This is a genomic window from Streptomyces sp. NBC_01439, from assembly GCF_036227605.1.
In the GTDB taxonomy this organism is placed as follows: domain Bacteria; phylum Actinomycetota; class Actinomycetes; order Streptomycetales; family Streptomycetaceae; genus Streptomyces.
Genome location: NZ_CP109487.1, coordinates 3,403,770 through 3,415,829, shown reverse-complemented (window position 1 = coordinate 3,415,829; position 12,060 = coordinate 3,403,770). Strand labels below are relative to the sequence as shown.

Annotated in this window: 9 protein-coding genes; 2 read left to right on the top strand and 7 right to left on the bottom strand. The window is 72.0% G+C overall.

From position 1 onward, the window contains the following. Nucleotides 1-122: 122 nt before the first annotated feature. Entirely contained in the window at nucleotides 123-449 is a 327-nt protein-coding gene (locus OG207_RS14665; RefSeq protein WP_329098994.1) for an ATP/GTP-binding protein, read from the top strand. A 2-nt stretch (nucleotides 450-451) separates the two neighbouring features. Here OG207_RS14665 and OG207_RS14660 read toward each other — a convergent pair whose 3' ends face one another. The 7 genes from OG207_RS14660 to mce all read right to left on the bottom strand — a co-directional run bounded on the left by OG207_RS14660 (nucleotide 452) and on the right by mce (nucleotide 10,682). Next, nucleotides 452-1,288, bottom strand: a complete 837-nt coding sequence (locus OG207_RS14660; protein WP_329098993.1) for an ABC transporter permease — start codon at nucleotides 1,286-1,288, stop codon at nucleotides 452-454. Further along, a complete protein-coding gene (locus OG207_RS14655) occupies nucleotides 1,285-2,421 on the bottom strand; it encodes an ABC transporter ATP-binding protein (protein ID WP_329098992.1) in 1,137 nt (378 codons plus the stop codon). The genes OG207_RS14660 and OG207_RS14655 overlap by 4 nt, the downstream gene beginning before the upstream one ends. 145 nt (nucleotides 2,422-2,566) lie before the next feature. After that, complete coding sequence (locus OG207_RS14650; RefSeq protein ID WP_329098991.1) at nucleotides 2,567-3,337, bottom strand: ABC transporter permease; 771 nt, start codon at nucleotides 3,335-3,337, stop codon at nucleotides 2,567-2,569. A gap of 2 nt (nucleotides 3,338-3,339) precedes the next feature. Beyond that, nucleotides 3,340-4,335: an ABC transporter ATP-binding protein gene (locus OG207_RS14645; RefSeq protein WP_329098990.1), complete on the bottom strand. Its 996-nt coding sequence runs from the start codon at nucleotides 4,333-4,335 to the stop codon at nucleotides 3,340-3,342. Nucleotides 4,336-4,436: 101 nt separating this feature from the next. Further along, nucleotides 4,437-5,375: a cellulose-binding protein gene (locus OG207_RS14640; RefSeq protein ID WP_266605029.1), complete on the bottom strand. Its 939-nt coding sequence runs from the start codon at nucleotides 5,373-5,375 to the stop codon at nucleotides 4,437-4,439. 195 nt (nucleotides 5,376-5,570) lie between these two features. Next, entirely contained in the window at nucleotides 5,571-10,061 is a 4,491-nt protein-coding gene (gene scy / locus OG207_RS14635) for a polarized growth protein Scy (protein WP_329098989.1), read from the bottom strand. 192 nt (nucleotides 10,062-10,253) lie between these two features. Then, a complete protein-coding gene (gene mce, locus OG207_RS14630) occupies nucleotides 10,254-10,682 on the bottom strand; it encodes a methylmalonyl-CoA epimerase (RefSeq protein ID WP_008738238.1) in 429 nt (142 codons plus the stop codon). A 135-nt stretch (nucleotides 10,683-10,817) separates the two neighbouring features. On the opposite strand from mce, the gene OG207_RS14625 reads away from it, so the two are divergent. Next, a complete protein-coding gene (locus OG207_RS14625; protein WP_329098988.1) occupies nucleotides 10,818-12,017 on the top strand; it encodes an acetyl-CoA C-acetyltransferase in 1,200 nt (399 codons plus the stop codon). Nucleotides 12,018-12,060 lie beyond the last annotated feature (43 nt).

Sequence of the window (12,060 nt, the reverse complement as noted above, 5' to 3'; positions counted from 1 at the left end):
ATTGGGATTGTCGGGCCATTCCTCTCGCGCGGCCGCCTTCCTCAGCAACCCTGCGGGTACCCGGCCTCGCTGCGCGTAGTCTGGGAGAAAGTCACTGCCGTCCGCCCATCCGTGAGGTATACGTGTCACCGCGCAACAACCGCCCCAGGGGCGGCGAGACCCCGGACGAACGCCCGAGCACCGGCCTCGACCGCTACGGGCTGGAGCGCACGGAGGAGTACCAGGGCGAGGACTGGAAGGTCCGGCACGTGGCCGGCGCGAGCGCGGTGGGCAAGCGCTACCGCTGCCCCGGCTGCGACCAGGAGATCCCCTCCGGCACCCCGCACCTGGTGGCCTGGCCCGAATACGGCGGCGTGGACGACCGCCGGCACTGGCACAAGGCCTGCTGGAACGCGAAGGACCGCCGCACCTCGAAGGTGCAGCGGTCCCGCAACGCGCCGCGGTACTGACCCTAGACGTCCCGGCGGCCGACGAACACGTACGAGGCGGCCACCGCGCTGCCGGTGACCAGCACGATGAGCGTCACGTGCGAGAGGCTGCTCGGATCCGGGCCCAGGTCGCCGCCCCCTGGCAGGCCGAACAGCGTCATCAGCGCCACCGGCACGTTGTGCTGCAGGATCATCCGGCCGGCGGGCGCGACGGCCTCCCAGACGGAGAGCATGGCCCCTATCACCGGCGGCAGGGTGACCAGGCCCAGCATGACGGCGATCCCCCCGGCGGAGTGCCGCACGAGCGAGCCGATGGCGAGCGCGAGCACGCCGAGCAGGGTGACGTAGCCACAGCCGAGCAGCGCCCCGAACCACTCGCCGGCCGCGTGCGGGCCGGAGGCGGTGCCGCCGCGCACGACCGCCGCGGTGATCCCGACCACGAAGACCGACAACGCGGTGGTGGCGAAGGCCACCATGCTGAAGACGAGGTACTTCGCGGTGAGCACCCGGAAGCGGTCCGGGGCCGCCGTGAACGTGGTCCGCACCAGCCCGGTGCCGTGCTCCGAGCTGATGGTCAGCACCCCGAGGACGATCACCGCGAGCTGACCGACCAGCAGGCCGAAGAGGGCGGGCGTGGTGAAGTTGATGTCCGTGTAGTCCCCGTCCGCGGTCTGCGCGACGACCGTCAGGCCGACGCCGACCACGGTCAGCACGAGCGAGCCCAGCGTCCACAGGGTGGAGCGGAGCGAGACCAGCTTGGTCCACTCCGAGGCCATGGCGTGCCCCAGGTGCGGCCGCGGCGTGGCGAGGGGAGAGCTGTAGCTCCCGGGCTGCTCCGCCGTCGGGGTCGTCGGGGTCATCGGGTGTCCTCGGGGGTGTGCGGGGTGGTGTCCCTGGCGGTGCTCGCCAGCTCGCCCGGCTCGCTGGGCATCAGGAAGGGCTGCCCGCCCGCCCCGGGCGGCGGGGGCGCGAAGAAGCCGGTCTGCGGGACGTCGGGGGCCGCCGCCGCCTCCGCCTCCTCCTCCCAGGCCGGGACGGAGGGCGGCTCGGGTTCCCACAGCTCGGCACGCGGGTCGTCGGTGGAGGTGTACTCGACGGTGGACTGGGTCATCCGCATGTACGCCTCCTCCAGCGAGGCCCGGTGCGGCGACAGCTCCCACAGTCGTACGCCGGTCTCGTGCGCGAGGTCGGAGATGCGCGGTAGCTCCAGGCCGGTCACGCGCAGTGCTCCGTCGGGCTCCTGGAGGACCCGGCCGCCCGCCTTGGCCAGGGCCGTACCCAGCGCGTCCCGGCCATCAGGATCAGTGTCGGCCGTGCGCACCCGAGCGAATCCGGCCGAGTTGTGCGCGATGAACTCCTGCGTACCCATGTCGGCCAGCAGCCGCCCTCGACCGATCACGATCAGGTGGTCGGCGGTCAGCGCCATCTCGCTCATCAGGTGGGAGGAGACCAGGACGGTGCGGCCCTCGGAGGCGAGGCGGCGCATGAGGTTGCGGACCCAGAGGATGCCCTCGGGGTCGAGCCCGTTGACCGGCTCGTCGAACAGCAGCACCTGCGGGTCGCCGAGCAGGGCGGTGGCGATGCCGAGCCGCTGGCCCATGCCGAGCGAGAAGCCCTTCGTGCGCTGCCGGGCGGCGTCCTGGAGGCCGACCACGGCCAGCACCTCGTCCACCCGCTTCTCCGGGATCCCGGAGAGCTGGGCGATGGACAGCAGGTGGGTTCGGGCCCGGCGACCGCCGTGCACGGCCTTGGCGTCGAGCAGGGCCCCGACGTGTCGCTGGGCGTTCGGCAGCTCCCGGAAGGGCCGGCCGTTGATCGTGACATGACCGGACGTGGGCCGGTCCAGGCCGACGATCATGCGCATGGTGGTGGACTTCCCGGAGCCGTTGGGCCCCAGGAATCCGGTGACGTGCCCCGGCTTGACCTGGAAGGACAGCTGGTCGACGGCGGTCTTGGCGCCGAAGCGCTTGGTCAGGCCGACTGCCTCGATCATCTTTCTGCCCCTTACCAGGCCGGGACGACTTTCGCCGGCGTAAGGGTTAAGAGGATAACGAGGTTCCCGCGGTTCCGTCCCGGCCGAATCCCTGAGCTGCCCCTGAGGTGGGCCCGGGGATCCCCCTTAGTACGCGGGTGGGAGGTCAGGCGTCCCTCTTGCGGAGGACGGCGTAGCCCCCGAGTACCGCGGCCAGCGTCCAGAGGAGCATGATCCCGAAGCCGCCCCAGGGGCCGTAGGGGGTCTCGAAGGTGCCCAGCGCGTTCGGCACGACCTGCATGATCCTCTCCCCGGCGTTGCCCGGCAGGTACTGGCCGACCGTACGCGTCGCCTCGAAACCCACGAGGAGGTTCGAGACGATCAGGAAGAACGGGACCAGGACGCTGATGGCGGCGACCGAGCTGCGCAGCATGGTCGCCACGCCCATGCAGAAGAGGGCCAGCAGCGCCAGGTACAGTCCGGCGCCGGTCACGGCGCGCAGCACGCCCTCCTCGCCGATCCCGATGCGGAGGTCACCGAGGAGCGCCTGGGTGAGGAAGAACGACGTGAAGCTGGTCAGCAGCCCCACGGCCAGGGCCAGCGCCGTCGCGACCGCCATCTTGCCGAGCAGGAAGCGCTCCCGGCGGGGTACGGCGGCCAGTGAGGTGCGGATCATGCCCGTGCTGTACTCGGTGCTCACGACCAGCACGCCGAAGACGATCATGGCGAGCTGTCCGAGCTCCATCGAACTGAGGCTCGTCGAGGTGGGGTCGAAGGCGGCCCGTTGGGTCGCGTCCAGCGTCTTCGGGTCGAACGTGGCGCTGAACAGCGCGGCGAACCCGACGGTGACGAGGAAGACGAGGGCGAGGGTCCAGCTGGTGGAGGCGACCGTGCGGATCTTGGTCCACTCGGACGCCAGGACGGCGGTGAAGGCCATGCTCACTCACCGGCCTTGCGCGTCGCCCGGAAGCCGGCGCCCCAGGCGGGGACGTCGGCCGGCCGGGCCGGGGCGTCGGCAGCCGTGCCCGGTGCGTGGGCGTGGTACTCGACGGAGTCCGCCGTCATGCGCATGAACGCTTCCTCCAGCGAAGCCCGCTGCGGGCTGAGCTCGTGGAGCACGATCCGGTGGTGGGCGGCCAGCTCGCCGAGCTGCTCCGCACTCGCGCCGTCGATCTCCAGGGTGCCGGTGGCGGGAACGCTGACGGCGTTGATCCCGGCCTCGTGCAGGACGTCCTTCAGCCGCTCCTGCTGCGGCGTGCGCAGCCGGACGTAGCTGCGCGAGTTCTGCCGGATGAAATCGGCCATCGGTAGGTCTGCCAGCAGCTTTCCCTGTCCGATGACGACCAAATGGTCTGCGGTCAGCGCCATTTCGCTCATCAGGTGGGAGGAGACGAAGATCGTCCTCCCCTCCGCCGCCAGGCCCTTCATCAGATTGCGGATCCAGAGAATTCCCTCGGGGTCCAGGCCGTTGACCGGTTCGTCGAACATCAGGATTTCCGGGTCACCCAGCAATGCGGAGGCGATTCCAAGCCGTTGGCTCATTCCGAGCGAAAAACCTTTGGGCTTCTTCTTCGCCACGGCCGTCAGGCCGACCAGATCCAGCACTTCATCGACCCGTTGTCGCGGGATGCGGTTCGATTGGGCCAGGCAGAGAAGGTTGTTGTATGCATTTCGGCCACCGTGCATGGCCTTCGCGTCGAGTAGCGCCCCGACGTGCTTCAGCGGTTCCGGCAGGTCGCGGTAGTGCTTCCCGTAGACCCGGACCGTGCCGCTGGTCGGGGTGTCGAGGTCGAGCATCATGCGCATGGTCGTGGACTTGCCCGCGCCGTTGGGGCCGAGGAAACCGGTCACCGCCCCCGGTCGGATCTGGCAGCTGAGGTGGTCGACGGCGGTCGTCGTACCGAATCGTTTCGTGAGGCCCTCAAGCTCGATCATGCGGCCACGCTAGAACGCCCGAGGGCCCTACGCCACCGCAAAAGGTGACATAGGGCCCTCGATCGGGCGTGCGACGGGTGCTGCGTGCCGCCCGGCGGAAATCAGCGGCTCTGCTGAGCCGGCACGCCGCGGGTCACGGGCTCGTCGTCCACGATCGGGTTGGCCGCCGCGACGGCCGCACCGGTGAGCGTCGCCAGCATCTCGCGGACGTTGGTCAGCTGCGCGTTGATCGAGTCGCGGCGGTTGGTGAGCGCCGCCAGCTCGCGCTCGGACTCGCTGCGGATGCGGTCCGCCTTGGCGTTGGCGTCGGCCACGATGTCCTCGGCCTGGCGCTGCGCGGTCTCCACGGTCTGCCGGGCCCGGCGCTCGGCGTCCGTACGCAGCTTCTCGGCCTCCAGGCGCAGCTGCTCGGCGCGGTGCTCGATCTCCGCGAGGCGCTTCTCCGCCTTGGCCTGACGGGAGGCCAGGTCGCGCTCGGACTGCTCGCGGCGCTTGGCCAGGTTGGTCTCGAAGTCCGCGGCGGCCTGGGCGGCCTTCGCGCGGGTCTCCTCGAAGAGGGCGTCGGCCTCCTCGCGCTTGGAGGCCGCGTCCTTCTGGGCCTCGGCGCGCAGGGTGGCGGCGTCGCCCTTGGCCTTCTCGACGATGCGGACGCCCTCGTCCTCCGCCTTCGACTTGCGGTCGGCCGCGAACGACTCGGCGTCGTTGCGCACCTGCTGGGCGGCCGACTCGGCGAGCTCACGGTGCTGCTCCGCCGCGCGACGGGCCTCCTCGCGCAGGTCCTTCGCCTCCTCCTCGGCCAGCCGCAGGATCTTCTCGACCCGGGCGCCGAGACCGGCGTACGACGGCTCCGCGTCGGTCACCTGGGCCTGGGCGTTCTGCGTTTCGAGGTGCAACTCCTCGATCCGCTTTTCCAGAGAGTTGATACGTCCAAGGGCGCTGTCGCGGTCGGAGACCAGCTTGGTAATGCGGTCGTCCACCTGACCACGGTCGTAACCACGCCGCACGAGCTCGAAGCCGAAGGGGGAGGAAGTGTCGCTCATGGGGTTCCTGTCGAATGAGACCGATGAGGTGCTACGTGAGGTGTTAGGGGAATCCTAGGCGCCCAGACGGCGTGTCATCGAGTCAATCCGCGTTTGATCTGGACAATGACACCCCTTTTGAGTGGCAAGGCGGCAGAATGCTTGTCACCCGTTCGCCTGAACCTTCATCAGGTGCACACACCTCGGAGCATTTGGCTACCCCTCCGACGACTTGCCACCCGAACGAGTGGATCCCGCAGTCACTCCGGCCTTCACGCCCCCCGTGCCCTGGCTGCCGACCGCCGGCTTTCCGCCGCCCGAAGGCGCCTCGAATGACTCCAACGCCTCAAGAACGTCCTGGACACGGGAGATCTCCCCCTGAATGTCCTGCCGCCTGCGGACGAGGACCTCCAGCTCGCGGCGGCCCTCCTCGACGAGGCGCTCGGCCTCCGCCTTGGCCTCGGCGAGCGCGCTCTCGGCCTCCCGGGCCAGCTCCGCCTTCTTCTGCTCGGCCTCCTTGAGGAGCGCCTCCGCCTTGCGGACCGCCGCGATGCGCACCTTGCTCGCCTCGCTGCTCGCGTCCGACACCAGCTCCTTGGCCTTCGCCTCGGCCTCGACGCTCTGCTCCGTCGCCGCGCGCACCAGCTTGTCCACGCGCTCGCCGGCCGACTTCATCTGCTCCGCCGACTCCCGGCGGGCCCGCTCGTGCAGCTCCTCGACCTCGCCCTCGACGCGGCCGCGCAGCTCCTCCGCCCGTTCCCTTATGGCAGCCGCGTCCGTGCGCGCGCCGACCAGCAGCTCGTTCGCGTCCGTACGGGCCTTCTCCACCATGGAGTTGCCCTCGACGGTCGCCTCGGAGGTGATCCGCACGGCCTCCTTGCGGGCCGCGTCGACCATCGCGTCGGCCTGCTCCTCGGCCGCCGTGGTGGCGGCGAGGGCCTGCTTCTGCGCATCGGCCGTGAGCTTGTCGGCTTCCGCCGCGGCCTCGGTGATGAGCCGGTCGACCTGCTCCGCGGCCTCGGTGCGGCGCTTGTTGGCCGCCTCGCGCGCCTCGTCGAGCAGCCGCTCGGACTCGGCACGGGCCTCGCTGCGGGTGCGCTCCGCCTCGGCCGCAGCCTGGGCCTTGACCCGCTCGGCCTCCGACCGGGTGCGGGTCGCGTGCTCCTGCGCCGAGGACAGCGCCTCCGACGCGTCCGCGCGCAGCCGCTCGGCCTCGCCGGCCGCCTCGCCGACCGTGCGCTCGTTGTCCTTGCGGGTCTGCTCGGTGAGCTTCTCCGTCTCGGAGATGGCCTCGGTGACGAGCCGGTCCGCCTGCTCGGCCGCCTCGGTGCGCAGCCGGTTCGCCTCGGCGCGCGCCTCGTCCAGCGTCTGCTCGGCATCGCGCTCGGCGCCCGCCAGGGTCTCGTTCGCCGCGGCCGTGACCCGATCCGCCTCCGCGGTGGCCTCGCCGATGATCCGGCCGCCCTCCGCACGGGCTTCGTCCAGCACCTGGGCCGCCTCGGCGCGCAGCCGGTCGGCCTCCGCCGTGGCCTCGCCGACGGTGGCCGCGTTGGCCACGCGGGTCTCGTCGATCAGCCGGTCGCCCTCGGCGCGCGAGTCGACCATGATCCGCGCGGCGTCGCGCTCGGCGCTCGCGAGGGTCTCGGCCGCCTGCGCCTTGAGCCGGGTCGCCGCGGTGGTGAGCCGCTCGGCCTCCAGCGTCGCCTCGCCGACGGTCGCCGCGTTCGCGGCGCGGGTCTCGTCGGTGAGCCGGTCGGCCTCCGCCGCGGCCTCGCTGATGAGCCGGTCGACCTGCTCCGCGGCCTCGGTACGCAGCCGGTTGCCCTCGGCCCGAGCCTCGTCCAGGCTGTTGGCGGCCTCGGTGCGGACGGCCTCGGCGGCCTCGGCCGCCTCGGCGGTGATCCGTTCGGCCTCCGCCGTCGCCTCGGCCGTGATCCGGGCGCCCTCGGCGCGGGAGGCCTCCAGGGACTCCGCCGCCTCGCCGCGGATGCGGTTCGCGTCGGCCCGGGCGTCGGCCCGGGTCCGGGACGCGTCCCGCTCGGAGGAGGCCAGCGCGTCCGTGGCCTCCGTACGCACCCGCTGCGCGTACTCGGCGGTGTCGCTGCGCAGCTGCTCCGCCTCGGCGATGGCCTCGGCGACCGTACGCTCCGCCAGTGCCTTTGCCGCGTCCGTCTCGGCCCGCGCCTCGCTGCGGACCCGGTTGGCGTCCTCGGTGGCCCGCTCCCGCTCCGCGTAGGCGTCGCTGCGGACCCGGCCGGCCTCTTCCTCGGCCTCCGTCTTCGTGCGCTCCGCCGCGTGTTCGGCGGCGTTGCGCAGTCCGGCGATCTCTTCCTCGGCCTGCTCGTGCAGCCCGGCCACGGAGTCCCGTACCTGCTGGGCGGTGGCCTCCGCAGCAGAGACGACCTCCGACGCGCGCCGCTCGGCCTCCTCGGTCAGCCAGACCGCCTCGGCCTGCGCCTCCTCGGAGCGCTTGCGGGCCTGCGCCAGCAGTTCCTCGCTCTGCTCGCGGGCCTGCGCCCGCTCGTTGTCCGCGTCGGTGCGTGCCGACGCCAGGGTCTCCTCGGACTCCCGGCGGCGCCGGGCGGCCTCCTCCTGTGCGGCGGCCAGCGCCTCCGCGGCCTCTTCGGCGACCCGCTCGGCGGCGGCCTTCGCCTCCGCGCGCAGCCGGTCCGCGGTCTCCTGGGCCTCCGAGCGCACCCGTTCGGCCTCGGCCTCGGCCTCACCGCGCAGGCGCACGGCGGACTGCTCGGCCTCGGCGCGCACCCGGCCGGCGTCCTGCGCCGCTTCGGTGCGCAGCTGGTCGGCCTCGACCTCCGACTGCGCCTGCAGCGTGCGGATCCGCTCCGCCGCCTCGGCACGCAGCCGGTCGTTCTCCTCCGTGGTCTCCCGGCGGATGTTCTCCGCCGCACCACGGGCGTCACGCAGCGTCTGCTCGGCCGTCGTCAGCCGGGTCTCGGCCTCCGTGTGCAGCCGTACGAGCTCCTCGTCGGCCTCCGCCCGCTTGGCGGCCAGCGCCTGCTCGGTCTCCTGGCGCCGGGCGGCGGCAGCCGCGTCCGCCTCGGCCCGTACGCCCTCGGCCTGCTCCTCGGCCTCGGTGCGCAGCCGCTCGGCCTCGGCGCGGGTCCGCTCCAGGGTCTCCTCGGCCTGCTTGCGCAGCATGCCGGCCCGCTCCACGGCCTCGGCGCGCACCCGCTCGCTCTCGGCGGTCGCGCCGCCGCGCAGCTCGTCGGCGTCCGCCTTGGCCTTGCCGAGCAGTTCCTCGGCGGTCCGGGCCGCCTCCTCGATCTGCTGGACGGCCTCACGGCGGGCCTCGCCGCGGATCCGCTCGCCCTCGGCGACGGCCTCGGCGCGCAGCTGCTCGGCCTCGCCGCGCAGCCGCCGGGCCTCCGACTGGAGCTCGACCGTACGGGCCCGGTACTCCTCGGTGTCGTCCTTCGCCGCGCCCTTGAGCTCGTCGGCCGTGGCCGCCGCCTGCAGGCGCAGCCGGTCGGCCTCGGTCTCGGCCTCGCGGCGGATCCGCTCGGCCTCCTCGGACGCGGCCCGGGTGGTGGCCCGGGCGTCCTCCGAGGCCTTGTTCAGTACGTCCTCGGCGGTGCGGGCGGCCTTCGCCAGCTGCGCCGCCATGTCCTCGGCCGCAGCCGTACGGGCCTGCTCGCCGGCCTCGGTGCGCTGCCGCTCGGCGTCCGCGCGGGCGTCGGCCAGGACCTGCTCGGCCTCCGCCTTGAGGGCCTCGGCCTCCTTGGTGGCCTCGCCGACCAGCCGGGCGACCTGCTCCTTGGCGGTGCGGGTGCGCTGCTCGTTGACCGACTCCGCCGACGTCAGCTGCCGGGTGGCGCTCTCCTTCGCCTCCGCGAGGAGCTTCTCCGCCTCCGCGCGGGCCCCGCGCAGCGCGGAATCGGCTTCCTGCACGCGGGATTCGGCGATCCGGCCGAGGTCCAGGGTCTGCTGGCGGGTGTGCTCGGCCTCGGCGCTGGTGGTGGAGCGCAGCCGTTCCGCGTGCTCACTGGCCTCCTGGGCCTGCGCGGACGCGGCGGTCAGCAGCCGCTCGGCCTCCTTGCGGGCGCGCAGCAGCGTGGCCTCGGCCTCCGCACGAGCGGTCTCGGCGTCCCCGGCCATCCGGCGCCGGGTCTCCTCGGCGATCCGGGCGGCTTCCGCGCGGGCGGCGTTCAGCGACTGCTCGGCCTCGGCGCGGGACTCCTCCATGAGCCGGCGGGCCTGGGACTCCGTACGGGCGCGCAACTGCTCGGCCCAGGCCACGTTCTCGTTGACGTGGGCCTCGACGGTCTGGCGCCGCTCGCCCAGCTCCTGGTCCAGGCGCTGGCGGCGGTTGACGGCCTCGGCGTGCAGCTCGGCCTGCAGGCGCGCCTGGTGCTCGGCGTGCTCCTGGAGGATGCGCTGGGTCTGGGCCCGGGCGTCACGGAGCTCGCGCTCCGCGTCGGAACGCATCTGGTCGGCCTGGATCTGGGCATTGCGGAGCAGCTGCTCCGCTTGGTACCCCATGTCCGCGCCGTCGTAGGCGGGTCGGGACGCAAGAGCGCGTCGTACCTCGTGAAGCTTGGCCCGCAACACCTCGACCTGGTACCCCAGGTCCTCAGCGTGCTGGACGGCCTTCCCGCGCTCCTTCTTCAGCCGCTCCATCTCGGCCTCGAAGCGCGAGAGATGGTCGGCCTCGGCCTGATGGCTCTCCTGGCTTTCGTAGCCCCGCACAGCGCGGTCCCATCCGTCCCCTGGTCGCAAGCTCACTTCCAATGAGCATCGCTCGCCCGCTGAACGACGCCCCCGGGGGAATGGTGTCAGATACCGGGGCAGGGGTCACAGGCCCCGACCCCGTCTCCGCACCGAACCCCGGCCGAGCCATGGCCACTCTACCGGCCGGGGAATCGGGCCATCAGTGGTCCGTCAGTGCTCGGGGTTCGAGGTGACCAGTTCGGTGAGGACTCCGTGGCAATCCTTGGGGTGCAGGAAGGTGATGGAGGAGCCCATGGAGCCGGTGCGGGGCTGGTCGTAGAGGACGCGGACGCCCTTGCCGCGGATGGCTTCGGAGTCCCCCTGGACGTCCTCGGTGCCGAAGGCGATGTGGTGGACGCCCTCGCCGTTCTTGGCCAGCCATTTGCCAACGGCGGAGTCCTCGCGGGTGGGCTCCAGGAGCTGGAGGTACGAGGCGCCGCCGTCGGACGTCTCGTTGATTTTCAACATGGCCTCGCGGACACCCTGCTCCTCGTTGACCTCGGAGTGGAACACCTCGAAGCCGTACGTGGCACGGTAGAACTCGACAGTCTTGTCCAGGTCGAAGCAGGCGATCCCGATGTGGTCGATTCTTGTCAGCATGGTGACAGTGCACCGCCGAAGGGGGCCGTCACGCAACGTGCGCGCGATCACACCGGCAGCCCGATGACCGCTGCGGTACCGCCCAGTACATTCACGTAAACCCTCGTTCACTCCTCATCCAAGGGGCTGTGCCTCATGTCCGGATCGAACAACACCACTTCTGTGATCGTCGCCGGGGCCCGCACGCCCATGGGGCGGCTGCTCGGCTCGCTGAAGTCCTTCTCGGGTGCCGACCTCGGCGGCTTCGCCATCAAGTCCGCGCTGGACCGGGCCGGGATCTCCGGCGACCAGGTGCAGTACGTGATCATGGGCCAGGTGCTGCAGGCCGGCGCGGGCCAGATCCCCGCCCGCCAGGCGGCGGTCAAGGCCGGCATCCCGATGAACGTGCCCGCGCTCACGATCAACAAGGTGTGCCTCTCGGGCCTGGACGCGATCGCGCTGGCCGACCAGCTGATCCGCGCCGGTGAGTTCGACATCGTGGTCGCGGGTGGTCAGGAGTCCATGACCAACGCCCCGCACCTGCTGCCCAAGACCCGCGAGGGCTACAAGTACGGCGCCGTCGAGATGCTGGACGCGATGGCCTACGACGGCCTCACCGACGCCTTCGAGAACATCGCGATGGGCGAGTCCACCGAGAAGCACAACACCCGCTTGGGCATCGAGCGCGCGCCGCAGGACGAGTTCGCCGCCGCCTCGCACCAGCGGGCCGCGGCCGCGCAGAAGAACGGCGTCTTCGAGGCCGAGATCGTGCCCGTGGAGATCCCGCAGCGCAAGGGCGACCCGGTGATCTTCTCGGCGGACGAGGGCATCCGCCCCGAGACCACCGTGGAGTCCCTCGGCAAGCTGCGTCCGGCCTTCGCCAAGGACGGCACGATCACCGCCGGTACCTCCTCCCAGATCAGCGACGGCGCCGCCGCCGTGGTCGTGATGAGCAAGGCGAAGGCCGAGGAGCTCGGCCTGGAGTGGATCGCCGAGATCGGCGCCCACGGCAATGTGGCCGGTCCCGACAACTCGCTCCAGTCGCAGCCGTCGAACGCGATCCTGCACGCGCTGAAGAAGGAGGGCCTCGAGGTCTCCGACCTGGACCTCATCGAGATCAACGAGGCCTTCGCGGCGGTCGCCGTGCAGTCAATGAAGGACCTCGGCGTGACCCCGGAAAAGGTGAACGTCAACGGTGGCGCCATCGCCCTGGGGCACCCGATCGGCATGTCCGGCGCCCGTGTGGTGCTGCACCTGGCGCTGGAGCTGAAGCGCCGCGGCGGCGGCGTCGGCGCGGCCGCCCTGTGCGGCGGCGGCGGTCAGGGCGACGCGCTGATCGTCCGCGTCGCCAAGTAGGCACGCCAGGCCGCCGGGCCCCGATGCGGGGGCCCGGCGGACC